Origin of the sequence: Pseudogulbenkiania sp. MAI-1 (genome assembly GCF_000527175.1) — a bacterium.
Lineage (GTDB): Bacteria > Pseudomonadota > Gammaproteobacteria > Burkholderiales > Chromobacteriaceae > Pseudogulbenkiania.
The window spans coordinates 4305962-4329213 of the sequence record NZ_AZUR01000001.1 but is presented as its reverse complement, the minus strand read 5'-3'; the positions used below and the strand labels follow the sequence as shown (position 1 = coordinate 4329213).

Genomic DNA, 23252 nt, shown 5'->3' with positions numbered 1-23252 from the left:
CGTAAACCCTGCTTTACAACTTGTGTGACGCGACGTTATCGTCACCACGGTTTGTGCGGCGCAACAAATAGAAGAAACAAGCCCTATGGAAATCGCTTTTCTGTGCCTGATGGCGTTTTTTGCCGGCATGATCGACTCGGCGGTCGGCGGCGGCGGACTGATCCAGCTGCCCGCGCTGTTCAATACCCTATCCACGCAAGCCCCGGCCACGCTGCTCGGCACCAACAAGTTCGCCTCGGTGTTCGGCACCGCCAGCGCCACGCGCAGCTTCGTCAAACGGGTACGGATGGCGTGGGAGCTGATCCTGCCGGCGACCGGCGCCGCCTTCGCGCTGTCGTTCGTCGGCGCCACCGCGGCGAGCTATGTGCCGAAGGAGGTGATGAAGCCCATCGTGCTGGTGCTGTTGATCGCGATGGCGCTCTACACCTTGAAAAAGAAGGATCTGGGCCGGCTGCACAAGCCGACGGCGATCACGCGCCGGGAGAAGCGGCTGGCGCTGCTGATCGGCGGGGGCATCGGCTTCTACGACGGCATCTTCGGGCCGGGCACCGGGTCTTTCCTGATCTTCCTGTTCGTACGCTGTTTCGCCTTCGACTTTTTGCACGCGTCGGCGGCGGCCAAGGTGGTGAACCTGGCCACCAACCTCGCCGCACTGTCGTTTTTTGTCAGCACCGGCAACATCCTCTACGCGGTGAGCATTCCGATGGCGCTGTCCAACATCGTCGGCGCCCAGGTGGGCAGCCGCATCGCCATCAAGGGCGGGGCGGGGCTGGTGCGGGTGTTGTTCCTGATTCTGGTGACGGGTTTGATCGGCAAGTTCGCCTACGACATGCTGAGCTAAGCCGGGACGCCTGAAGTCGCATCGACAGCGGACTGTGACATGCTGGCGTAAGCCGAGAGACCTAAAGTCGCATTGACAGCGAACAAGGTTTCCGCAAGATTTGTCGTAACTATATGACAACGACGCCGATAACAAGTATAACGGCGATACAAATAAAACAAACGACTGTTTAATACAGAGCAAAAACCGTCGTCGACAACGCTTTCGCTTTAACACAACTGAGGAACTGACCATGCAGATCGCAATTCCGGCCGAACGTCTGGCCGGCGAGACGCGCGTGGCCGCCACACCGGAAACGGTGAAGAAACTCGTCGCCATGGGTCACACCGTGGTCGTCGAGTCGGGGGCCGGGCGCCTGTCCGCCGTCCCCGATGCGGCCTACGCCGACGCCGGCGCCAGCCTGGCGCAGGGCCGCGCCGCCGCGCTGGCCGCCGCCGACATCGTGCTCCAGGTGCGCCCGCCCGAGGCCGACGAGATCGCCGAGTTCAAACAAGGCGCCACCGTCATCTCGCTGATGAACCCCTACGCCAACCCGCATCTGGCGGCCATGGCGGCCAGGAAGCTGTCGGCCTTCGCCATGGAGCTGTTGCCGCGCACCACGCGTGCGCAGAGCATGGACGTGCTGTCCAGCCAGAACAACATCGCCGGCTACAAGGCGGTGCTGCTGGCCACGCACTACTACCCGCGCTTCATGCCGATGCTGATGACCGCGGCCGGCACCGTGAAGCCGGCGCGCGTGCTGATCATGGGCGTGGGCGTGGCGGGCCTGCAGGCCATCGCCACCGCCAAGCGCCTGGGCGCGGTGGTGGAGGCCACCGACGTGCGCGCGGCGACCAAGGAGCAGGTGGAGTCGCTCGGCGCCAAGTTCATCGAGGTGCCGATGACCGACGAGGAGAAGGCGGCCAGCGACGGCGTCTACGCCAAGGAGATGTCGGACGACTACAAGCGCCGCCAGGCCGAGCTGGTGGCCAAGCACGCCATGGCGGCCGACATCATCATCACCACCGCGCTGATCCCGGGCAAGAAGGCGCCGCTGTTGATCAGCGAGGCGGTGGTGCGCGGAATGAAGCCGGGCTCGGTGATCATCGACATCGCGGCGGAGGCCGGCGGCAACTGCGCGCTGACCCGTCCGGGCGAGGTAAGCGTGACCGACAACGGCGTGACCGTGGTCGGCACCGCCAACCTGCCGGGGCTGGTGGCGGCGGATGCGTCGAGCCTGTACGCGCGCAACCTGCTGACCTTCCTGTCGCTGATGCTCACCAAGGACGGCTTCTCGATCAACCTGGAGGACGACCTGCTGGCCGCCACGCTGATCACCCACGACGGCACGGTGCGCTTCGGTCAACCTTCCACCCCGTCCGCCGCCGGCACCCCGGCCGCGACGCGGGCTTGATGCCAGGAGAGTGTCATGGATCCCTTTATCACCAGTCTTACCGTGTTCGTGCTGGCCGTGTTCGTCGGCTATCACGTGGTGTGGAACGTCACCCCGGCGCTGCATACCCCGCTGATGTCGGTGACCAACGCCATCTCGGGCATCATCGTGGTCGGCGCGCTGTTGCAGGTGGTGGACATCAACGGTGAGCAGATCACCTTGACGTCCGTGCTGGGCGCGATCGGCATCTTCCTGGCCAGCATCAACATCTTCGGCGGCTTCCTGGTGACCCAGCGCATGCTCGACATGTTCAAGAAGAAGAAAAAATAAGGAGCAGCCATGGAAAATATCTCTGCAATTCTTTACCTGATCGCGGCGGTGTTGTTCATCCTCGCGTTGAAGGGGCTGTCGAGTCCGGTGTCCGCCCTGCGCGGCAACCTGTACGGCATGGTGGGCATGGCGATCGCCGTGGTGACCACCTTCCTGATCATGGACAAGCCGGTGATGGCGCTGATCGGCGCGGCCATCGCCGGCGGTGCGGTGATCGGGGCGTGGCGCGCCAAGACCGTGCAGATGACCGGCATGCCGGAGCTGGTGGCGGCGATGCACTCGCTGGTGGGCCTCTCCGCCGTGCTGATCGCGGTGGCGGCGATCTTCCACGACGGGGTGGAGCATACCCCGGTGCAGAAGGTGGAGCTGTTCATCGGCGCCTTCATCGGCGCGATCACATTCACCGCCTCGGTGGTGGCGTTCGGCAAGTTGTCGGGCAAGTTCGGCTCGAAGGCGGTGAGCTTCAACGGCCAGCACCTGCTGAACCTGGTCCTGGCGCTGACCATGCTGGGCTTCGGCCTGGTGTACTTCGTCAGCGACAGCCATGCCGCCTTCCTGGCGATGGTGGCGGTGGCGCTGGTGCTGGGCGTGACGCTGATCATCCCGATCGGCGGCGCCGACATGCCGGTGGTGGTGTCGATGCTGAACTCGTACTCGGGCTGGGCGGCGGCCGGCATCGGCTTCACGCTGAACAACCCGGTGCTGATCATCGCCGGCGCCTGCGTCGGTTCGTCCGGGGCCATCCTGTCCTACATCATGTGCAAGGCGATGAACCGCTCGATCGTCAGCGTGCTCTTGGGCGGCTTCGGCGCCGAGCCGGCCGCGGCGGCGGCGGGCGCGTCCGGTCCGAAGAGCTACAAGTCGGGCTCGGCCGAGGACGCCGGCTTCCTGATGAGCAACGCCGACTCGGTGATCATCGTGCCGGGCTACGGCCTGGCGGTGTCGCGCGCGCAGCACGCCTTGCAGGAGTTCGCCGAGCTGCTGACCGAGGCCGGGGTGAAGGTGCGCTACGCCATCCACCCGGTGGCGGGCCGCATGCCGGGGCACATGAACGTGCTGCTGGCGGAAGCCGAGGTGCCGTACGAGCAGGTGCAGGAGATGGAGGAGATCAACTCCGACTTCGCCAACACCGACGTGGTGCTGGTGATCGGCGCCAACGACGTGGTGAACCCGGCGGCGCAGAAGGACAAGGCGAGCCCGATCTACGGCATGCCGATCCTGGAGGCGCACAAGGCGCGCACCGTGGTGGTGGTGAAGCGCTCGATGAACGCCGGCTACGCGGGTCTCGACAACGAGCTGTTCTACATGGACAAGACCATGATGGTGTTCGGCGATGCCAAGAAGGTGGTGGAAGACCTGGTGAAGAGCGTGGCCCACTAGCCCGCCAGAAACAGGCACTGACATCAACCGCCCGGCCGGCAACGGCCGGGCGGTTTTTTTGCGCCGCTTGGCCGATACTGGAGAAGAGTCCGTTGCTCGCAGGGAACCGATCTTGCCATGCCAACCCGCCATCTCGGCGTCGTCCTGAAAGGCTACCCGCGCCTTTCCGAAACCTTCATCGCACAGGAGCTGCGCGAGTTGGAGGCACGCGGCTTCACGCTGACGCTGTTTTCCCTGCGCCACCCCACCGAGCTGGAGCGCCATCCGGTGCACGGCGAGATCCGCGCCCGCGTGATCTACCTGCCGGAGTACCTGCACCAGGAACCGTGGCGCGTGCTGCGCGCCGCCGTGCTCGCCTTGCGCCGGCCGGCGGTGCTGTGGGCGACGCTGCGGCTGTTCCTCGCCGACCTGGTGCGCGACTTCACGCGCAACCGGGTGCGCCGCCTCGGCCAGGCGCTGGTGCTGGCGGCGGAGTGCCCGCCCGAGATCGAGCAGCTCTACGTGCACTTCATCCACACCCCCGGTTCGGTGACGCGCTACGCCGCGCACCTGACCGGCCTGCCGTGGGCGGCGTCGGCGCACGCCAAGGATGTGTGGACCCAGCCGGAGTGGGAAATCCGCGCCAAGCTGGCCGACATGCAGTGGCTCGCCACCTGCACCCGCGCCAACCACAACTACTTGAGCGCCTTTCCAGAGGGGCGCGGCAAGGTGCATCTGGTCTACCACGGCATCAGCTTCGCGCGCTTCCCGCCGCCGCCCCCTCCCCCGGCGGCGCGTGACGGCAGCGACCCGGCGCGCCCGGTCGAGCTGCTGTCGGTGGGCCGCGCCGTGGCCAAGAAGGGCTACGACGACCTGCTCGCCGCACTGGCGACGCTGCCGGCCGGCCTCTGCTGGCGCCTGACCCACATCGGTGGCGGCCCGCTGCTGCCTGAGCTGCAGCACCAAGCCGAACGGCTCGGGCTCACCGGGCGCATCCGCTGGCGCGGCGCCCTGCCGCAGCAGGAGGTGTTGGCGGCCTACCGCGAAGCCGATCTGTTCGTGCTGCCGTGCAAGGTGGTGGACGGCGGCGACCGCGACGGCCTGCCCAACGTGCTGCTGGAGGCGCAGAGCCAGGGCGTGTGCTGCCTGTCGACGCGGCTGTCGGGCATTCCCGAGCTGATCGTCGACGGCACCAGCGGCGTGCTGGTCGAGGCCGGCGACGTCGCGGCGCTCGCCGCCGCGCTGGCGCGGCTGATCGCCGACCCGCGCGAGCGGCAGCGCCTGGCCGAGGCCGGCGCCGCCCGGGTGCGCGCCGACTTCGCCATGGAACGCGGCATCGAGCGGCTGCTGGCCTGTTTCGACGCCTCCCGCCCTGCCACGGAACCGCCATGTCCCGTCTCGCCTTCTACGCTCCGCTGAAATCGCCGCGCCATCCGGTGCCATCCGGCGACCGCACGCTGGCGCGGCTGTTGCTGCGCGGGCTGCGGCTGGCCGGCTGGCGGGTGGAGCTGGCCTCCACCCTGCGCAGCTACGACGGTGTCGGCGACCCGCGCCAGCAGCAGCGGCTCAAGGCGCGCGCGCTGCGCCGCGCCGCAGCGCTGATCGCCGCCTACCGCGCCCGTCCGCCGGAGGAGCGGCCGCAAGCCTGGTTCACCTACCATCTCTACCACAAGGCGCCGGACTGGATTGGCCCGGCGGTGAGCGCCGCGCTCGGCATTCCCTACCTGCTGTGCGAGGCCTCGCACGCGCCGCGCCAGGAGTCGGGGCCGTGGGAGGACAACTTGTCCGACTGCGTGGCGGCGATCCGCCAGGCGGCGCGCATCTTCATCGTCAACCCGCGCGACGAGCCGGGCTTGGCCACGGTACTGGCCGAGCCGACCAGGGTGCTGCGCCGGCTGCCGCCCTTCGTCGACCCCGCCGTGCTGGCGCGGCGCCGCCCGCGCGGGGAGCTCGCGCGCGAGGCCGGGCTCGACCCGGCCCGGCCCTGGCTGATCAGCGTGGCGATGGTGCGTCCGGGCGACAAGATGGCCTCGTACCGGCTGCTGGCGGCGTGCTACCGCCGGCTGCTGGCGGAGGGACGCCGGCTGCACTGGCTGATCGTCGGCGACGGCGCGGCGTCGGCGGAGCTGGACGCGCTGATCGCCGACCTGCCCGGCGTGGTGCGGCTGGGGGCGCTCGACCCGCCGGCGGCGGCACCGTGGCTGGCGGCCTCGCAGCTGTGCGTGTGGCCGGCGGTGAACGAGGCCTTCGGCATGGCGCTGTTGGAGGCGCAGGCCGCCGGCTGCCCGGTGGTGGCCGGTTACGGCGCCGGCGTGGCCGGCATCGTCGATGCCGCGAGCGGTCGGCTGGTGCACGACTGCAACATCGAGCGCTTCACCGCCGCGGTGGCGACGCTGCTCGACGACTGGGCGGTACGCCGCGCCATGGCCGAGGCCGGGCCGCGCTACGTGCGTGAGCGGCATTCGCTGGCGCACGCCGCCGCGCTGCTGCGCGCGTACTGGCCGGCGCCGTCCCCGTTGTCATCGGCTATACCGGAAGAAGCCGTCCCGGCTGCTGCCAAGGTATCCCGCGATGAAGAAAAGCCGCATCCTGATCTATAGCCACGACTCGTTCGGACTAGGTCACCTGCGCCGGTGCCGCGCCATCGCGCACGCCCTGGTCGAGCGCTACAAGTCGCTGTCGGTGCTGATCCTGACCGGCTCGCCGATCGCCGGCCACTTCAACTTCAAGGCGCGTGTCGACTTCGTGCGCATCCCCGGCGTGATCAAGCTCTACAACGGCGAGTACACCCCGCTCAAGCTGCACATCAGCCTGAAGGAGACGCTGGCGCTGCGCGAGTCGATCATCCTGCACACCGCGCGCATCTTCGAGCCGGACCTGTTCATCGTCGACAAGGAGCCGCTCGGGCTGAAGGGCGAGGTGGCCAGCACGCTGGACATGCTCGCCACCAAGCGCACCCGCACCATCCTCGGCCTGCGCGACGTGATGGACGACGCCGACCGGCTGTCGCGCGAGTGGCAGGCCAAGAACGCGCTGCCGGCGCTGGAGAACCTGTACGACGAGATCTGGGTGTACGGCAGCCGCAACATGGGCGACCCGCTGACCGGCCTGCCGGTGAGCGCCACCATCCACGACAAGATGCTCTACACCGGCTACCTGCCGCGCCACCTGCCGGAGCACGAAAGCTCGGGCCTGCTGGAGGAGCTGCCCGAGTCCTACCTCTTGGTGACGCCGGGCGGCGGCGGCGACGGCGCCGAGATGGTGGACTGGGTGCTGCGCGCCTACGAGAGCGGCGCCGAGCTGCCGTGGCCGGCGCTGATCATGCTGGGCCCCTTCATGTCGACGCACGAGCAGGAGGCATTCCGGCTGCGCGCCGCCCCGCTTCCCAACGTGCGCGTCGCCACCTTCGACACCCAGTTCGAGTCGCTGATGAACCACGCCAGCGCGGTGGTGGCGATGGGCGGCTACAACACCTTCTGCGAGATCCTGTCGTTCGACAAGCCGGCCTTGCTGGTGCCGCGCACCGAGCCGCGCATGGAGCAGCTGATCCGCGCGCGCAAGGCGGCGGCGCTGGGGCTGACGACGATGCTGGACCCGGCGCAGCTGGCCGACACCGCGCCGATGGTGGCCGCGCTGCAACGCCTGCCGCAGCAGCCGCCGCCGTCCGCCGCGGCGCGCCGCAACATGCTGTGCGGACTCAGGACCATCGGCAATCGGGTCGGCGCCATCGTGCGGGAGAATGCGTCGTGAGGGTGCTGTTCTACGTGCAGAGCCTGCTCGGCATCGGCCACCTGCAGCGCGCCGCGCGCCTGGCCCGGGCGATGCAGGACAGCGGCCTCGAGGTGCACGTGCTGCTGGGCGGCGAGGAGAGCCCGCTGGTCGACTTCGGCGCCGCCACGCTGATCGCACTGCCGCCGCTGACCAGCGCCGACGCCCGTTTCAGCACGCTGGTCGACGCGGCGGGACGGCCGCTCGACGCCGCGCTCGAGGCGGAACGGCGCGAGCGAGTACTGGCCGCGCTCGAACGCGTGCACCCGGCGCTGCTGCTGATCGAGAGCTACCCGTTCGGGAGGCGCCGGCTGCGTTTCGAGCTGCAGCCGCTGATCGAGGCCGCACGCGCTATGACCCCGCGCCCGCTCATCGTCGCCTCGGTGCGCGACGTGCTGCAGGCGCGCCCGACCGAGCGCCAGGCCGAGAGCGCGGCGCTGTTCCGGCGCGACTTCGACCAGTTGCTGGTGCACGGCGACGCCGCGTTCCTGCCGCTGTCGCGCTCCTTCCCGGTCGAACTGTTGCCGGCCGAGCGCGTGCACCACACCGGCTACGTCGGCGCGGCGGTGACGTCGTCGGACGACCCGGACGCGGCCGGCGAGGTGCTGGTCTCGGCCGGCGGCGGCGCGGTCGGCGCCGAACTGCTGCGCTGCGCGCTGGCGGCCCGACCGTTGAGCCGGCTCGCCACGGCGCGCTGGCGCCTGCTGTGCGGCCCGCGGCTGGAGCCGACGCTGCGCCGTACGCTGGAGCGCGAGGCGCCGGACGGCGTGATCGTCGAGGACCTGCGTGCCGACTTCGCGCCGCGCCTGGCGGTGGCTGCGCTGTCGATCTCGCAGGCTGGCTACAACACCGTGCTCGACGTGCTGGCCGCCGGCTGTCCGGCCGTGTTGGTGCCATTCGAGGGCGACAACCAGACCGAGCAGCGGCGGCGCGCCGAGGCGCTGGCCGCGCACGGGCGCGCCGTGGTGCTGGGCGAGAACGCGCTGACGCCGGCGACGCTGGCGGCCGCCGTCGATGCCGCGCTGGCGCTGCCGCCAACCAGGGTGCCGCTCAGGATGGACGGTGCCGAACAGAGCGCGCGGCTGCTGCGGCGCTGGGCCGAAGAGGCCGGCCATGGCGACTGACGACGCCTTCGCCCCATTGCGCCGCGAACTCGACCGCTGGCAGGAGGCGGGCCGCCCAGCCACGTTCTGGTGGCGCGACGACGACGCGGTAGCGGACAGTGCCGCGCTGCAGCGCCTGCTCGCGCTGGCCGATGCCCACGGCGCGCCGCTGTGGCTGGCGGTGATTCCGGCCCGGCTGGAGGAGTCGCTGCCTGCCGCGCTGGAGGACCGGGCCGCGATCGGCGTGCTGCAGCACGGCATCGCCCACCAAGACCACGCCGCGCCGGGCGAGCGCCAGTGCGAGCTGAGCGCTACCTGGCAGTGGGAGCCGCTGCGCGCGGCGCTGCAAGCCGGACGGGAACGCCTGGCGGCGGCCTTCGGCCCGCGCTTCCGCCCGGTGCTGGTGCCGCCGTGGAACCGCATCCACGCCGGCTGGACGACGCGCCTGCCCGAGGCCGGGCTCGTCGGGCTGTCGACGCTCGGCCCGCGCGAGCCCGTGCCCGGCCTGACCGTGGTCAACGTGCACGCCGACCTGATCGACTGGCATCGCCGCCAGTACGCCGGCGACGCCGCGGTGGCGGCGGCACTGGCGCGCCATCTGGCGGCACGTCGGCAGGGTGAGGGCCAGGGCGGGGCCGACCCCGCCGAGCCGACCGGCCTGATGAGCCACCACCTGGTGCACGACGCCGCGCTGTGGGACGGCTGCGCGCGCCTGTTGGCCGTGCTGGCGGAACATCCGGCCGCCATCTGGCTCGAACCGGAGACGCTGTGGAGCACGAGGGGGGTTTCCCATCCACGGCGATGAAACGACGGGGAACACGCCCTAATGCGGCAGAAGGAGCGCCGCCATGCTGAACGAACTCTTCAACAGTACCAACCAGATCGCCGACGTGCTGTGGATCATCCAGCAGGTTCTCGGCCGCGCCCCCGACGAACTGCTGACGATCGTGCGCCAGATCGACCGCGACGTCACCGCCGCCGGCTGGGACCGCTTCCTCGCCCTCGCCGGGCTGGTGGTGGCGACGGCGACGCTGGCCGAATACCTGGCCGGGCGGCGCTTCCGCGCGCTAGCCAACGCCATCGGCCGCGAGGAGGCGAGCGGGCTGGGCAGCCGCATCGGCTACCAGCTGCTGCGCACGCTGTTCCGGCTGCTGTGCGTGGGTATCTTCATGGTCACCGCCCAGGGCATGCTGCTGTTGACCAGCAACACCGTCGACGTGCGGCCGAAGATCCTGTTCAGCCTGCTGCTGGCGATCGTCACCTTCCGCGCCGTCAACGTGCTGTCGCAGGCGGTGTTCGCCCCCACCTCCAAGGGCATCCGTCCGCTGCCGATCGCCTGCGAGCAGGCGATGAGCTTCCACCGCGGTGTGATGAGCTTCACCCTGCTGTTCGTCGTCGGCTTCCAGGGTACCGATTTCCTGGCCTGGCTCGGCATGGACGGCGAGCTGGTACGGCTGATCAAGGTGCTCACCGGGCTCGTGCTCAACCTGTTCGCGCTGGGTTTCGTCTGGACCCAGCGGAGCACCATCGAGCAGTTGTTCAAGAGCCGCGACAACGGCGCCGCGGAGCACGGCCTGGCGCTAATCCTGGCGCAGTCGTGGCCGATGCTGGTGACGGTGTGGCTGCTGTCGATCTGGGCGCTGTGGAGCTACAGCCTGATCGTCGGCAACCTGCAGCACGCCGCCCGGATGGCCTGGCCGTGGTGGATCACGCTGCTGTTTCCCATCATCGACCGGCTGTTCGCCGCCGCGCTGTACAAGCTGTGCCAGCTGCCCTGGCTGCAGAGCCATACCTTCGCCCAGCGCTCGCGCCGCTTCCGCCGCATCCTGCAGGGCGGCCTGCGGCTGATCCTGATCACCATCGCCGTGCTGACCGTGGCGGACGTGCTGGGCTACGACGCCATGGCCATGGGCGGCGACAGCGGCACCCGCCGGCTGCTCAAGTCGCTGCTCGACAGCATGGCGATCGTGCTGATCGCCTACGTGGTGTGGGAGGTGCTGCTGTCGCAGATCGAGCGCCAGCTGCCGCCGCCGGAGCAGGAGGAACGCGGCACGCTGGCCGACGAGGGCGAGGGCGGCGCCGCCGGCAGCCGTACCGAGACCTTGCTGCCGCCGCTGCGCACCCTGCTGTTCTTCCTGCTGTTGATGATCCTGACCTTGAGCCTGCTGCACGCGCTCGGGGTGGAGATCGGGCCGCTCTTGGCCGGCGCCGGCGTGGTCGGCATCGCCATCGGGCTGGGCGCGCAGAAGCTGGTGCAGGACGTCATCTCCGGCATCTTCTTCCTGCTCGACGATGCCTTCCGCCGCGGCGAGTACATCGAGGCCGGCGACTTGCGCGGCACCGTCGAGCGGCTGTCGATCCGCTCGATGCAGTTGCGCCACCACCTGGGCGCGCTGCAGACCATCCCCTACAGCTCGATCAGCACGGTGCGCAACCTGAGCCGCGACTGGGCGACGATGAAGCTGGAGATCCGCCTGCCCTACGACGTCGACCTGGAGACGGTGCGCAAGGTGATCAAGAACGTCGGCGAGGAGATGCTGGCCGATCCCGAGCTGGGACCGCACTTCATCCTGCCCTTGAAGTCGCAGGGGGTGATGCGCATCGAGGAATCGGCGCTGATCGTGCGCATGAAGTTCACCACCCGGCCCGGCGAGCAGTGGGTGATCCGGCGCGAGGCCTACCGCCGCGTCAAGGAGGCGCTGGAGGCGCGCGGCATCTTCTTCGCCCACCGCGCGGTGCACGTGATCCTGCCGGGGCAACAGACGCCGCCCCCGGTGCGGCCCATCCTGCCGGCCCAGCCGGCACCGGCCGTCGCCTACGACGACACCCACGGGCTGACGGAAGAGGACAGCCAGCGCCTGGCGGCGCTGGCCGGCGCCAGCGCCGGGGCGATCCTGGCCGCCGAGCTGGAGCGGCAGGCGCGCATCGACGACGACGATAGCTCGTGATCGCTTGCTGAGCGGCGGCGCGGAGCGCCCTAGCGCATGCCGCGCCCCAGGCGCCGGTACAGCGTGCTGCGGCTGATGCCCAGCGCGCGCGCCGCGGCACTGGCGTTGCCGCCACAGCGCTGCAGCATCTGGCGGGCGAGGGCGTCGCCGTGATCGTCCGCCACCATCCCGCTCCCCTCCCCGCCCATCTCCCCACGCAAGGTCTCCGGCAGGTGGGCCAGCGTCAGCTGGGTGCCGTCGTCGTTGAGCGCGAGCAGCGTCTGCAGCAGGTTGTCCAGCTCGCGCACGTTGCCCGGCCAGGCGTAGCGCCGCAGGGCCTGCGCCAGTTCCGGTGCCAGCGTGATGCCGCGCCGCGCGCCGCCGCGGCGGTCGAGCAGTTGCTGGGCGATCAGCGCCACGTCGCCACGCTGGCGCAGCGACGGCAGGCGCAAGGGGTAGTGGCACAGCCGGTAATACAGGTCGGCACGGAAGGCCCCCTCCGCCACCGCGCGCTTGAGGTCGCGGTGGGTGGCGCAGACCAGCCGCACGTCCACCGGCTGCGGCCGGCCGCCGCCCAGCGGCGTCACCACCCGCTCCTGCAGCACGCGCAGCAACCGCGCCTGCAAGGGCAGCGGCATGTCGCCGATCTCGTCGAGGAACAGCACCCCGCCCTGCGCCTCGCGCAGGCGTCCACGGCTGCCATGGCGGCGCGCGCCGGTGTAGGCCCCTTCTTCGTAGCCGAACAGTTCCGCTTCCACCAGCCCGTCGGGAATGGCGGCGCAGTTGATCGCCACGAACGGCCCGCCGCGGCGTGAGCTGGCGGCGTGCAGGGCCTGGGCGAAGCGGTCCTTGCCGGTACCGGTCTCGCCCAGCACCAGCACGGGGATGTCCGCTTCCAGCAGCTTCAGCGCCTGCGACAGCAGCGCCGGCGGCAGCCCGGCGTCGTCGGCCGGGGGCACCGTCGGCACCGGCCGCGCGCTGCGGGACGGGCGCGGTTTGGCATCGACCGGCGTGGCGGGCAAGGTAGTTTCCGGTTCGTCGACGCGCGCCGACAGCAGGCGCTGGCCGCATGCCACGCTGGCGATGCCGCGGCCGTGGCGGTGCTGCCAGTGCTCCAGCGTTTCGCCGAACAGCTCGACGAAACGGCGGCGGCCCAGGTCGTCCCAGGAAAGGCCGAGCGCCGACAAGGCCTGGCGGTTGGCCGCCAGCAGGCGCTCGCCGTCGTCGAACGCCAGCCGCGCCGCGCGCACCGTGCCGAGCAGCGCGGCGTCGTCGGCCAGCTGCAACACCCGGGCGTGGCCGCAGTGCCGCTCGAACAGCGCGAGCTCGATCTGCCGCACCGCCGCCGCGAGGCGCAGGCCATGTGGACGGCCGAGCCGGCGCGGCGGACCGGAGACGTCGAGCACGCCCAGCGCCTGGCCGAAGGGATCGAGGATGGGGCTGGCCACGCAGGACAACGGGCGCAGGCGCTCCAGGAAGTGCTCGCTGCCGCGCACCAGCACCGTCTCGGCCTGGGCCAGCGCGGTACCGATGGCGTTGGTGCCGCGCAGCGCCTCGCTCCAGCCCACCCCCGGCGTCAGCGCCAGCCGTTCGGCGCGGTCGAGGAAAGGCGTGTGGCCGATCTCGTTGAGGATCACGCCGTCGCGGTCGGCCACGATCACCACGTGGCCGTCGTCGACCACGCTGTCGAACAGCGTCTCCACCTGCGGCCGCGCCACGGCCAGCCAGTCGGCGTTCTGCTGGCAGCGCAAGCGCAGCTGCACTTCATCCAGCCGCTCGCCGTACATCGGACGCGAGGCGGTCAGGCCGAGGCCGAGGCAGCGCCGCCACGAGTGCAGGATGGACGCCGGCACGGCATGGTCCGGCAAGGGCAGGCCGTCGAAAAAGCGGCGCCGCGCTTCGCTCAACGGCAGGGGGGAAGATGGCTTCATGGCAGGGTCCCGCAAGTGTCTCGGGTGTCGCGCGACGGTGTCGCACGGCGCGACACGAATCGATCGCTGAATGCCCCCGATTATGGCCGCCGCCGCCCGCGAAACATAACGATTGGATCAAGCTTTTCTGCTGCAGGGCAAAAAGGACCGCCGCGAATGGCGGGCCGGCGCCGCCCGCCACGTTGCTGCACCGCAGCAACGATCGGCGCTGGCACGGTCTGTGCGGGGCAAGCAGGGATACCCGCCCGGCGCGGGGCAACCGAACCCTCGCGCCGGCCACTGCTGACTTTTCCGGAGATGCACGACACCATGACGACGACTTTCTTCATTCCGCCGGTCAACATGATGGGCGAGGGCAGCCTCGCCGATGCCATGCGCGCCATCCGCGGCTACGGCTTCCGCCACGCGCTGATCGTCACCGATGCCGGGCTCCATCGCGCCGGGGTGGCCGCCAAAGTAGCCGCGCTGCTGGCCGAACAGGACATCCAGGCCACCATCTTCGACGGCGCCCAGCCCAACCCCACCATCGGCAACGTCGAGAACGGCCTGGCGCTGCTGCGCGACAAGCAATGCGACTGCGTCATCTCGCTGGGCGGCGGCTCGCCGCACGACTGCGCCAAGGGCATCGCGCTGGTCGCCGCCAATGGCGGGCGCATCGCCGATTACGAGGGCGTCGACAAGTCGGCCAAGCCGCAGCTGCCGCTGATCGCCATCAACACCACCGCCGGCACCGCCAGCGAGATGACGCGCTTTTGCATCATCACCGACGAGGCCCGCCACGTGAAGATGGCCATCGTCGACCGCAACGTCACGCCCATCCTGTCGGTCAACGATCCGACGCTGATGGTCGGCAAGCCGCCGGCGCTGACCGCCGCCACCGGCATGGACGCGCTGACCCACGCGGTGGAGGCCTACGTCTCCACCGCCGCCACCCCGATCACCGACGCCTGCGCGCTGCAGGCGGTGTCGCTAATCGCCGCCCACCTGCGCCGCGCGGTGAGCGACGGCCAGGACCTGCACGCCCGCGAGCAGATGGCCTACGCCCAGTTCCTCGCCGGCATGGCGTTCAACAACGCCTCGCTCGGCTACGTGCACGCCATGGCGCACCAGCTGGGCGGCTTCTACGACCTGCCGCACGGTGTCTGCAACGCGGTGCTGCTACCGCACGTGGAAGCCTTCAACGCCAGCGTCTGTCCGGGCCGCCTGGGCGACGTGGCGCGGGCCATGGGTGTGCAGACCGACGGCCTGGACGAGGCCGCGGCCGCCGAGGCGTGCCTGGCGGCGATCCGCCAGTTGTCGGCCGACGTCGGCATTCCGGCCGGGCTAACCGCCCTGGGCGCGCGCGCCGAGGATATCCCGGTGCTGGCCGCCAATGCCCTGAAGGACGCCTGCGGCCTGACCAACCCGCGCCCGGCCAGCCAGCAGGAGATCGAGGCGATCTTCCGCGCCGCGCTGTAATCCTCTCTAAGACTGCACTCTCCATCCTTTGTGTGCACGTGTTGGGCCGCCGATCTGGCGGCCCTTTTTTCGCCACCTCCGCCGTTCGGCCTAGCCCCTCCCCGTCGTCGGGCGTATCGAAGCATCCCCCACCGCCACGCTACACTGCAGCTTCCCCCCCTGCCCGTATGGAAGCACCCACCATGACCCAGATCACCGATTTCGACTCGCTGCTCGCCGCCGCACGCGCGCAGCCCGACCCGCAACGCCTGCTGTTCGTCTTCGCACGCGCGGTGCTGCACGACGACCATCAGCCACAGGAGGCCGAGCGCTTCCACGCCGGCCAGGGCGGCATCCTGCAGCCGGTGCTGTGCGTCGACAAGACGCCTGAGGAACTGACCAGTTTCACCGCCCTGGCGGCGGAATCGGCACGTACCGGCGAGCGCTGGCAGCTCATGTTCGTCGCCGCCATCGGCGGCAGCGGCGGCAAGGCCCCGAGCAGCGACGACGCCGAAGAGCCGCTCAAGCGCATGATCCAGACCATTCAGACCGGCGGCGACGTGTCGCGCTACCTGGCGTTCGACCATCAGGGCGAGCCGGTGCGCTTTCTCTGAGACGGCGCCGCCCGCGCGCTCAGTCGAGATAAAAAAATCGGCCGAAGCCCCTGTCGGGGTCTTCGGCCGTGCTTTCGTCAGCGGGTGCGGTGTGGCGGCTCAATCCGCCATCGCCGCCTCCACCTCCTCCGCCGTCTTCGGGATCGGCGCGCCCAGCACGCGGCAGCCCTGTTCGGTCACCAGCACGTCGTCCTCGATGCGGATGCCGCCAAAGTCGCGGTACTGGCGGAAGGTCTCGTAGCGGATGTACTGGCTGTGGCGGCCCTCGGCCTGCCAGGCGTCGATCAGCGCCGGGATGAAGTAGATGCCCGGCTCGACGGTGATCGCCATGCCGGCCTTGAGCGGCTTGGCCAGGCGCAGGTAGCCCAGACCGAACAGCGGGCTGCGCTCGGCCTCGTCGCCGTAGCCCACCAGATCCTCGCCCAGGCCCTCCATGTCGTGCACGTCCAGGCCGATCTGGTGACCGAGCCCGTGCGGGAAGGCGATGGCGTAGGCGCCGGAGTCGACGATGGCGTCGGCGTCGCCCTGGAAGAAGCCCAGCGCCGTCATCCGCTCCACCATCACCCGCGCCGCCAGCTTGTGCACGTCGAGATAGGGCACGCCCGGGCGGATCGCGTCGAGGGCGGCCAGCTGCATCGCCAGCACCGTGTCGTACAGCTCGCGCTGGCGCGGCGTGAAGCGCCCACCCACCGGCAGCGTGCGGGTGATGTCGCTGGCGTAGCCGCTGTCGCTCGCCGCGCCGCTGTCGTTGACCACCAGGTCGCCGGCCTGCAGCAGCTGGTCGTGGTGGTGGTTGTGCAGCACCTCGCCGCGGCGCGAGAAGATGCTGGGGTAGGCGAGCTGCCAGTCGTGGCCGCGCACGATGCCTTCCATCTCGCCCACCACCGCGCGCTCGGCCACGCCCGGCCTGGCCTCCCGCATCGCCGCCAGGTGCATGGCGCGCGTCACCGTAAGCGCGCGCTCCATCTCGGCGATCTCCTCGGCGCCCTTGATCTCGCGCAGCGCCACCACGGCGCGGGTCAGCGCGGCCGAGACGCCGGCGCCGAGCTCGTCCGGGTGCAGCGCCAGGAGCCGCCCCAGCTCGATCAGCGCCTCGCCGCGATACGGCGCCAGATAATGGACGGTACGGCCGTTGTCGCGTGCCGCGCGCAGCACGGCGGCCAGCTCGGCATAGGGGCGGCTTCGGTTCACGCCGGCCAACGCGGCGCGTTCGGCCAGCGACGGCTGCGGCCCGGTCCACACCACGTCGGCGACCTCGGGCTCGCGGCCGAACAGCGTGACCTCGCCGCTGTCGGCGTCGATCACGCCGGCCAGTCCCGGCTCGTTCAGGCCGAAGAAGTAGCGGAAGGAACTGTCCTGCACGAAGGGGTAGATGTTGTCGCGGTAGTTCATCGGCGCGTCGGCGTTGCCCGGGAACAGCAACAGGCCGGACAGGTCGGCCGCCTGCAGGCGGGCGCGACGCTGCTGGTAGATGTCGGCAGAAAACATGGAGTCGGTACCTTGTGGGTGACGAAACGGAAGGCGACTGGATTGTATACAGTCGCACAACTGTACACGCCGCATCGCCGTCCCGCCAGCACCGGCGCCCTCACACGCGGTAGGCGCTGACCTCCTGCCGCATGCTGGCCGCCACCTCTTCCAGCCTTGCGGCCAGCGCGGCGGCCTGGCTGGCGGCGCTGCTGTTCTCCTCCGCGCCTTGCGCCACCATTTCGACCTGCTGGGCGATGCTGTTGGTGGCCGTGCCCTGTTCGCGGATGGCGTCGGAAATCTCCGCCACCAGCCGCGCGCTCTGGCTGGCACCCTCATGCAGGCTGCCCATGCTCTGCTGCGCCGATTGCACGCCTTCCTGGCCCTGCTCCACCTGCTGCACTGTCTGCTGCATGCGTCCCACCACGTTGCCGGAAACCTGTTGGATCGCGGCGATGATGGTGCCGATCTCCTGGGTGGAGGCGGCCGTGCGCTCGGCCAGCTTGCGTACTTCGTCGGCCACCACGGCAAAGCCCCGCCCCGACTCGCCGGCGCGCGCCGCTTCGATCGCCGCGTTGAGCGCCAGCAAATTGGTCTGCTCGGCCACGTCGCGGATCACCCCCACCACCGAGGCGATGTCCTTGCTGCGCGCGTCGAGCTGGACGATGTCCTCCGAGGCGCCGCTCACGGTGGCGGCGATGGCCTGGATGTCGGCCACGCTGCGGCCAATCACCTGCTGCCCATTGCCGGCCTGCTGTGCGCCCTCGCCCGCCAGTTGCTGCGCCTCGCCGGCGCGGGTGGCGACGTGGTTGATGCTGACCGTCATCTGTTCCACCGCGGCGGCCATCTGCGCCGACGCGGCGCTCTGGCTGTCCGAGCTGTCCGCCACCTGGCGCGACGCCGCCTGCAGTTGCTGCGACGATTCCGCCACCGCGACGATACCTTGCTGCAGCGAGCGCAGGCTGGACTGCAGCCGTTCCAGCAGTTGGTTGAAGGCCTGTGCGGTCTGGCCGATCTCGTCCTTGCTGCCGGCCGGCGCGCGCTGGGTGAAATCGAGCTGGCTGCTGATAGCCTCCATGGTATGCACCAGATCGTCCAGGCCCCGCTTGATGTTGCGGCATAACAGCCCGCCGCCCACCACGGCCAGCACGACGGTGAGCGCCATCAGGCCGGCGGCCAACCAGAACGCCTGCTGATAGGCGCGGCCGTTGTCCTGGCCCAGTTTGTCCGAAAGCTGGCCATTGTAGGCAATATGCGTGGTCCAGGCCTGGGCCAGCACACCCCCCTTGCCGCGGCTGGCGGCGGCGACGGAGCCGTCGAAGTCGCCGTTGCGCGAGGCGGCCAAGGTGTCGGCCACTTCTTGCTTGTAGGCCGCATACGCCGCCTTGTCGGCGGCCAGCAGCGCCCGGTCCTCGTCATCGCTGATCAGCGGCTCGTAGACCGCCAACTGCTTGTCCATGGTGGCAAAGCCCTGCTGCACCTGGCTCTCGTACTCGGTCTTCTTCGCCAGATCCATCGTCGCGATGTGCTTCCACACCGCCACCCGGGTGCTGGCGGTGGCGTCCTTGGCATCGACCAGCACCTTGATGCTGGGGATGATGTTGGCGGAGAAATACTCGAAACGGACCTGTGCCTGACGCAGTTGCCACAGGCCAAGCCCACCCAGCGCGATCACCAGCACCACCACGGCCAGGAACGCCAGTATCAAACGCGTTGTGATTCTCATCGGCATCTCCATTCTTCCGGTATTTCAGCAGCCACTTTTATCATATCGGAAAGAATTAATGCCGATTAGAAGCCAAAAATAATTGGCACGCTTTACTGTTGTGCAGAGCGCGCCAAATGAGCATTGATCCGCAAGGCTTTCAATGCAGGCGGCCTGATGCAAAACAGCAACATCCCTCGATGGCGCTCTTCGCATGGCGGCGGCCAATTCAAAAAACTGTCGTTCGCAACAGAATTTAAATGTCGTTTATTAACAGAAATTGTTCGGCCCTATTGATGCTTGATTTTTTCTCGTGCGCATCAATAACTTCGCGGGAATGCCATAATCAAAATCCTGGGTTCTTATTTTAAATAAATATCTTCGGCATATAACTTGCTATCTATAAGATAAAGACGTAATTGCCGCTCATTTATCCCGATTCACACGGAAGCCATGCAAAAACCATAGCCGTCAGGCGCGGGCCAGGCGCCAGCGCTGCTGCTGCAGCCCGCTGACCGCGACGCCGGCCAGCAGCGCCCACAGCGGCGCGCCGAGCCCGGCGATGGTCACGCCGGAGGCCGCCACCACGAAGGTGATCAGCGCCGCCTCGCGCTGGCGCTCGTCCCCCAACGCGGTGGCGAGCGAGGAGGCCAGCGTGCCGAACAGCGCGAGCCCGGCCGCAGAGGCCACCAGCGCCTTGGGCAGGGTCAGGATCGCCGCCGCCAGCGCGCCGCCGGCCAAGCCCAGCAGGATGTAGAGCACGCCGCACACCACGCCGGCCATGTAGCGCCGCGCCGGGTCCGGATGCGCCTCCGGGCCGGTGCAGATTGCCGCAGTGATGGCCGCCAGCACCACGCCGTGGCCGCCCAGCGGCGCGGTGACGATCGACATCAGGCCGAGCGACGTGACCGGCGAGCGCGCCGGGATGCGGTAGCCGGACGAGGCCAGCACCGCCATGCCCGGCAGGAACTGCCCGGTCAGCGCCACCAGCGCGAGCGGAATGGCGAGGTTGACGAAGGCCGTCCACGACCATGCCGGCAGGGTGAACTGCGGCCCGGCCCCGCCCTGCCACGCCGGCAGCGTGCCGAACAGGCCCTGCGTGCCGGCAATGGCCAGACCCAGCGCCAGCGCGACCGGCAAGGCGTAGCGTGGGAACAGCCGCCGGCCGAGGAAGAACGTCGCCGCCATCGGCAACACCAGCGCCGCGTCGTGGCTGGCCGCCCCGGCCAGCTCGGCGACGAAGCGGAACAGGATGCCGGCGAGCAGCGCCGCCGCCAGCGCCGGCGGAAACACCTGCATGATCTTGTCGAACAGCCCGGAAGCGCCGATCACGGTGACGATGAGCGCCGCCGCCAGGAAGGCGCCCACCGCCTCGGCGTACGGCACGCCGGGCAAGGCTGCCAGCAGCAGCGCCGCGCCCGGTGTCGACCAGGCGGTGATCACCGGCGCCTTCCAGCGCAGCGACAGCCACAAGCCGGCCACGCCGGAACCGATCGACACCGCCCACACCCAGGAGCCGAGCTGGGCGGCGCTCAGGCCCGCCGACTGCGCGGCGTGCACGATGATGAGAAAAGGGCCGGAATACCCCACCAGCAGTGCAAGTACCGCGGCGAGGACGGCCGAAGGCGAGAGATCGCGCCAGGGGGAAAGCGTCATGGTTCTGCTCCTTGGAGCCGCTAACAAAACCCTCTGCAGCCGCACGCCTAGCCAAGACCGCTGCGCTGGGTTTGTTAACAGCTCTTGTGTCATTAGATGACCCGAGCGTAGTCCCGCCGCGCCCCACCGCCTTCACACACGGCGCCAAACAGCTTAGGCTGGGAGCGATCTGTTCTATATAACAACACCATGAGCGACACCCCGCACTACCAGCGCATCGCCGCCGAGCTGCAAGGCCGTCTCGACGCCGGCGAGTTCGCCCCCGGCAGCCGGCTGCCGGCGGTGCGCCGCCTGGCCGAGCACTACGGCGTCAACACGCTGACCGCGCTGGCCGCCTACCGCCTGCTGGAACAGCGCCAGCGCGTGGTGGCGCGCCCGCGCGCCGGCTTCTACGCCGCGCTGCCGGGGCGTTCGGCCATACCGGAGCAGCACCCGCCGCTGCCCGCCCCGGCGGCGCTGGTCCAGGTCAATGGCCGCGTCTCCCAGCTGCTGAAGCTATCCGGCTCGCGCCTCGCGCTGCAGCTGCACATGGCCGAGGCCGCCACCAGCCTCTACCCGACCGCCGAACTGGCGCGCCGGCTGCAGCACACGCTGGTGCGCCAGCCGGAGTTGATCGGCGCCTATCTCGCCGAGTCGGAGCAGACCCGGCTCAAGCGCGAAATCGCCCGCCTCGCGGCCGGGGCCGAGCTCGAGTTGGGCCCCGACGACATCCTGATGACCCAGGGCATCACCGAGGCGATCAGCCTGGCGCTGCGCCTGCTCACCCGCCCCGGCGACACCGTGGCGGTGGAGACCCCGGTCTACTTCGGCCTGCTGCAGACGCTGGAAAGCCTCGGCCTCAAGGCGCTGGAAATCCCCTGCACGCCGGACGCCGGGCTGTCGCTGGAGGCGCTGGAGTTCGCGCTGCGCCACGGCCCGGCGGTGAAATGCCTGGTCACCGTGCCGCATTTCCAGAACCCCACCGGGGCGCTGATGCCGGACGACAACAAGAAGCGCCTGCTGCAACTCGCCCGCAAACACGGCGTGACGATCATCGAGGACGACGTGTTCGGCGACCTCTACTTCGGCAACCGGCGCCCCACCCCGATCAAGGCCTGGGACCGCGACGGCGACGTCATCTACTGCGCCTCGTTCACCAAGAGCTTCGCGCCCTCGTTCCGCCTGGGCTGGCTGGCCGGCGGACGCCACCAGGCGGCGCTGGCGCGGCTGCGCGAAAGCAGCTCGCTGGTCAGCTCCTCGCTGCTGCAGGTGGTATTGGCCGACATGCTGGCCGGCGGCGACTACGCGCGCATCAGCCAGCGCCTGCGCCAGCAACTGGCGCAGCAGATGCAGATCACCGCCGACGCGGTGCTGGCGGCCTTTCCGCTCGGCACGCGCGTACGCCGGCCGCAGGGCGGCCTGCTGCTGTGGGTGGAATGTCCGGACGGGGTGGACACGGCGAAACTGCTGGAAACGGCGCTGGCGCAGTCGATCAGCTTCGCGCCCGGCCTGCTGTTCTCGGCCGAACCGCGCTTCAGCCACTGCCTGCGCCTCAACTTCGGCCACCCCTGGTCGGACGAGGTGGCCGCCGGCATCGCCCTGCTCGGGCGGCTGGCGACGGCGCAACTGGCGGGACAGGACTGAGGGGGAGGAACATGGACCGCATCGACACCCTGGTCATCGGCGCCGGCGTCATCGGCCTGGCGGTGGCGCGCGCTCTGGCCTTGCAGGGACGCGAGGTCATTGTCGCCGAGGCCGAGGCCGGCTTCGGCCTGCACACCTCCAGCCGCAACAGCGAGGTGATCCACGCCGGGCTGTATTACCCCACGGGCTCGCTCAAGGCCCGGCTGTGCCTGGCCGGGCGCGAGGCCTTGTACCGCTACTGCGCCGAACACGGTGTGCCGCACCGCCGCCTGGGCAAGCTGATCGTCGCCACCCAGCCGGATGACATGGCGCGCCTGGCACAGCTTGCCGAGCGTGCCGCCGCCAACGGCGTGACCGACCTGCGCTGGCTGGACCGGGCCGAGCTCGCCGCGCTGGAACCGGAACTCGCCGGCCACGCCGCGCTATTGTCGCCCTCCACCGGCATCGTCGACAGCCACGCGCTGATGCTGGCGCTGCTGGGCGACGCCGAAGCCGCCGGAGCGCTGCTGGCGCCGGCCTCGCCCATCGTCGGCGGGCGGGTCGAATCCGACGGCATCGTGCTCGAGATCGGCGGCGACGAGCCGTATCCGATCAAGGCGCGCAGCGTGGTCAACGCCGCCGGACTGTGGGCGCACCGCGTCGCCGCCGCCATCGAGGGCGTGCCGCCGGCCACCATCCCGACGGTGCGCTACGCGCGCGGCGTCTACTTCACGCTGAGCGGCCGCGCGCCGTTCTCGCACCTGATCTACCCGCTGCCGGTGGCGGGCGGGCTCGGCACCCACCTGACGCTGGACCTCGCCGGCCAGGCGCGCTTCGGCCCGGACGTGGAATGGATCGACACGGTGGACTACAGCGTCGATCCGGCACGCGGCGCCCGCTTCGCCGCCGCGGTGCGGCCATGGTGGCCGGGGCTGCCAGACGACGCGCTACAACCGGGCTACGCCGGCATCCGCCCCAAGCTCGCCGGGCCGGGCGAGCCGGATGCCGATTTCCTGATCCAGGACGAGCGCGAGCATGGTGTCGCCGGGCTGATCAACCTCTACGGCATCGAATCGCCGGGCCTGACCAGCTGCCTCGCGCTGGCCGACGAGGTGGCGCGGCGGCTGGCCTGACGCGCCT

At 69.8% G+C, this 23252-nt stretch carries 18 protein-coding genes; 14 read left to right on the top strand and 4 right to left on the bottom strand.

What is annotated here, in order from left to right:
- The first annotated feature begins 85 nt into the window (after nucleotides 1-85).
- From PSEMAI1_RS0120320 to PSEMAI1_RS0120275, 10 genes are all read left to right on the top strand, one after another.
- The gene (locus PSEMAI1_RS0120320; protein WP_024304638.1) at nucleotides 86-841 is read left to right on the top strand and encodes a TSUP family transporter; all 756 of its coding nucleotides are present in this window, start codon (nucleotides 86-88) and stop codon (nucleotides 839-841) included.
- Nucleotides 842-1073: 232 nt separating this feature from the next.
- On the top strand, nucleotides 1074-2234 hold the full coding sequence (locus tag PSEMAI1_RS0120315; protein ID WP_024304637.1) for a Re/Si-specific NAD(P)(+) transhydrogenase subunit alpha: 1161 nt from the start codon (nucleotides 1074-1076) through the stop codon (nucleotides 2232-2234).
- A 15-nt stretch (nucleotides 2235-2249) separates the two neighbouring features.
- Nucleotides 2250-2543, top strand: a complete 294-nt coding sequence (locus tag PSEMAI1_RS22265) for a proton-translocating transhydrogenase family protein (RefSeq protein WP_024304636.1) — start codon at nucleotides 2250-2252, stop codon at nucleotides 2541-2543.
- Nucleotides 2544-2552: 9 nt separating this feature from the next.
- On the top strand, nucleotides 2553-3923 hold the full coding sequence (locus PSEMAI1_RS0120305; RefSeq protein WP_024304635.1) for an NAD(P)(+) transhydrogenase (Re/Si-specific) subunit beta: 1371 nt from the start codon (nucleotides 2553-2555) through the stop codon (nucleotides 3921-3923).
- 117 nt (nucleotides 3924-4040) lie between these two features.
- Complete coding sequence (locus PSEMAI1_RS0120300) at nucleotides 4041-5321, top strand: glycosyltransferase family 4 protein (protein ID WP_024304634.1); 1281 nt, start codon at nucleotides 4041-4043, stop codon at nucleotides 5319-5321.
- Nucleotides 5291-6502 carry a glycosyltransferase family 4 protein gene (locus PSEMAI1_RS0120295; protein ID WP_024304633.1) on the top strand — a complete coding sequence of 404 codons (1212 nt, stop codon included), beginning with the start codon at nucleotides 5291-5293 and terminating at the stop codon, nucleotides 6500-6502. The genes PSEMAI1_RS0120300 and PSEMAI1_RS0120295 overlap by 31 nt, the downstream gene beginning before the upstream one ends.
- Entirely contained in the window at nucleotides 6474-7652 is a 1179-nt protein-coding gene (locus PSEMAI1_RS0120290; RefSeq protein ID WP_024304632.1) for a glycosyltransferase family protein, read from the top strand. The genes PSEMAI1_RS0120295 and PSEMAI1_RS0120290 overlap by 29 nt, the downstream gene beginning before the upstream one ends.
- Nucleotides 7649-8794, top strand: coding sequence for a glycosyltransferase family protein (locus PSEMAI1_RS0120285; RefSeq protein WP_024304631.1), 1146 nt, complete (start codon nucleotides 7649-7651; stop codon nucleotides 8792-8794). The genes PSEMAI1_RS0120290 and PSEMAI1_RS0120285 overlap by 4 nt, the downstream gene beginning before the upstream one ends.
- Nucleotides 8784-9578: a polysaccharide deacetylase family protein gene (locus tag PSEMAI1_RS0120280; RefSeq protein ID WP_024304630.1), complete on the top strand. Its 795-nt coding sequence runs from the start codon at nucleotides 8784-8786 to the stop codon at nucleotides 9576-9578. The genes PSEMAI1_RS0120285 and PSEMAI1_RS0120280 overlap by 11 nt, the downstream gene beginning before the upstream one ends.
- A gap of 43 nt (nucleotides 9579-9621) precedes the next feature.
- A complete protein-coding gene (locus PSEMAI1_RS0120275) occupies nucleotides 9622-11721 on the top strand; it encodes a mechanosensitive ion channel family protein (protein WP_024304629.1) in 2100 nt (699 codons plus the stop codon).
- Nucleotides 11722-11750: 29 nt separating this feature from the next.
- Here the strand turns inward: PSEMAI1_RS0120275 and PSEMAI1_RS0120270 are convergent, their stop codons facing one another.
- Nucleotides 11751-13631, bottom strand: a complete 1881-nt coding sequence (locus tag PSEMAI1_RS0120270) for a sigma-54-dependent Fis family transcriptional regulator (protein WP_024304628.1) — start codon at nucleotides 13629-13631, stop codon at nucleotides 11751-11753.
- 309 nt (nucleotides 13632-13940) lie between these two features.
- On the opposite strand from PSEMAI1_RS0120270, the gene yiaY reads away from it, so the two are divergent.
- Nucleotides 13941-15089, top strand: a complete 1149-nt coding sequence (yiaY, locus tag PSEMAI1_RS0120265) for an L-threonine dehydrogenase (protein ID WP_024304627.1) — start codon at nucleotides 13941-13943, stop codon at nucleotides 15087-15089.
- 182 nt (nucleotides 15090-15271) lie between these two features.
- Nucleotides 15272-15682, top strand: coding sequence for a hypothetical protein (locus PSEMAI1_RS0120260; RefSeq protein ID WP_024304626.1), 411 nt, complete (start codon nucleotides 15272-15274; stop codon nucleotides 15680-15682).
- A gap of 99 nt (nucleotides 15683-15781) precedes the next feature.
- Here PSEMAI1_RS0120260 and PSEMAI1_RS0120255 read toward each other — a convergent pair whose 3' ends face one another.
- The 3 genes from PSEMAI1_RS0120255 to PSEMAI1_RS0120245 form a co-directional block, all read right to left on the bottom strand.
- The gene (locus tag PSEMAI1_RS0120255) at nucleotides 15782-17170 is read right to left on the bottom strand and encodes an aminopeptidase P family protein (protein WP_024304625.1); all 1389 of its coding nucleotides are present in this window, start codon (nucleotides 17168-17170) and stop codon (nucleotides 15782-15784) included.
- 100 nt (nucleotides 17171-17270) lie between these two features.
- Entirely contained in the window at nucleotides 17271-18875 is a 1605-nt protein-coding gene (locus tag PSEMAI1_RS0120250) for a methyl-accepting chemotaxis protein (RefSeq protein WP_024304624.1), read from the bottom strand.
- A 450-nt stretch (nucleotides 18876-19325) separates the two neighbouring features.
- Complete coding sequence (locus tag PSEMAI1_RS0120245; RefSeq protein ID WP_024304623.1) at nucleotides 19326-20510, bottom strand: benzoate/H(+) symporter BenE family transporter; 1185 nt, start codon at nucleotides 20508-20510, stop codon at nucleotides 19326-19328.
- 189 nt (nucleotides 20511-20699) lie between these two features.
- Between PSEMAI1_RS0120245 and PSEMAI1_RS0120240 the strand changes: the two genes are divergently transcribed.
- Together PSEMAI1_RS0120240 and PSEMAI1_RS0120235 are read left to right on the top strand one after the other, a co-directional pair.
- Nucleotides 20700-22133, top strand: coding sequence for a PLP-dependent aminotransferase family protein (locus PSEMAI1_RS0120240; RefSeq protein WP_024304622.1), 1434 nt, complete (start codon nucleotides 20700-20702; stop codon nucleotides 22131-22133).
- 11 nt (nucleotides 22134-22144) lie between these two features.
- Nucleotides 22145-23245, top strand: coding sequence for an NAD(P)/FAD-dependent oxidoreductase (locus PSEMAI1_RS0120235; RefSeq protein WP_029770866.1), 1101 nt, complete (start codon nucleotides 22145-22147; stop codon nucleotides 23243-23245).
- Nucleotides 23246-23252 lie beyond the last annotated feature (7 nt).

What these genes read in the sequence shown, in the direction of transcription:
- PSEMAI1_RS22265 (WP_024304636.1), top strand. Translation starts at nt 2,250, where the DNA reads ATGGATCCCTTTATCACCAGTCTTACCGTGTTCGTGCTGGCCGTGTTC.
- PSEMAI1_RS0120255 (WP_024304625.1), bottom strand. Translation starts at nt 17,170, where the DNA reads ATGTTTTCTGCCGACATCTACCAGCAGCGTCGCGCCCGCCTGCAGGCG.
- yiaY (WP_024304627.1), top strand. Translation starts at nt 13,941, where the DNA reads ATGACGACGACTTTCTTCATTCCGCCGGTCAACATGATGGGCGAGGGC.
- PSEMAI1_RS0120280 (WP_024304630.1), top strand. Translation starts at nt 8,784, where the DNA reads ATGGCGACTGACGACGCCTTCGCCCCATTGCGCCGCGAACTCGACCGC.
- PSEMAI1_RS0120235 (WP_029770866.1), top strand. Translation starts at nt 22,145, where the DNA reads ATGGACCGCATCGACACCCTGGTCATCGGCGCCGGCGTCATCGGCCTG.
- PSEMAI1_RS0120250 (WP_024304624.1), bottom strand. Translation starts at nt 18,875, where the DNA reads ATGAGAATCACAACGCGTTTGATACTGGCGTTCCTGGCCGTGGTGGTG.
- PSEMAI1_RS0120290 (WP_024304632.1), top strand. Translation starts at nt 6,474, where the DNA reads ATGAAGAAAAGCCGCATCCTGATCTATAGCCACGACTCGTTCGGACTA.
- PSEMAI1_RS0120300 (WP_024304634.1), top strand. Translation starts at nt 4,041, where the DNA reads ATGCCAACCCGCCATCTCGGCGTCGTCCTGAAAGGCTACCCGCGCCTT.
- PSEMAI1_RS0120275 (WP_024304629.1), top strand. Translation starts at nt 9,622, where the DNA reads ATGCTGAACGAACTCTTCAACAGTACCAACCAGATCGCCGACGTGCTG.
- PSEMAI1_RS0120245 (WP_024304623.1), bottom strand. Translation starts at nt 20,510, where the DNA reads ATGACGCTTTCCCCCTGGCGCGATCTCTCGCCTTCGGCCGTCCTCGCC.
- PSEMAI1_RS0120295 (WP_024304633.1), top strand. Translation starts at nt 5,291, where the DNA reads ATGTCCCGTCTCGCCTTCTACGCTCCGCTGAAATCGCCGCGCCATCCG.
- PSEMAI1_RS0120320 (WP_024304638.1), top strand. Translation starts at nt 86, where the DNA reads ATGGAAATCGCTTTTCTGTGCCTGATGGCGTTTTTTGCCGGCATGATC.
- PSEMAI1_RS0120315 (WP_024304637.1), top strand. Translation starts at nt 1,074, where the DNA reads ATGCAGATCGCAATTCCGGCCGAACGTCTGGCCGGCGAGACGCGCGTG.
- PSEMAI1_RS0120240 (WP_024304622.1), top strand. Translation starts at nt 20,700, where the DNA reads ATGAGCGACACCCCGCACTACCAGCGCATCGCCGCCGAGCTGCAAGGC.
- PSEMAI1_RS0120305 (WP_024304635.1), top strand. Translation starts at nt 2,553, where the DNA reads ATGGAAAATATCTCTGCAATTCTTTACCTGATCGCGGCGGTGTTGTTC.
- PSEMAI1_RS0120260 (WP_024304626.1), top strand. Translation starts at nt 15,272, where the DNA reads ATGACCCAGATCACCGATTTCGACTCGCTGCTCGCCGCCGCACGCGCG.
- PSEMAI1_RS0120270 (WP_024304628.1), bottom strand. Translation starts at nt 13,631, where the DNA reads ATGAAGCCATCTTCCCCCCTGCCGTTGAGCGAAGCGCGGCGCCGCTTT.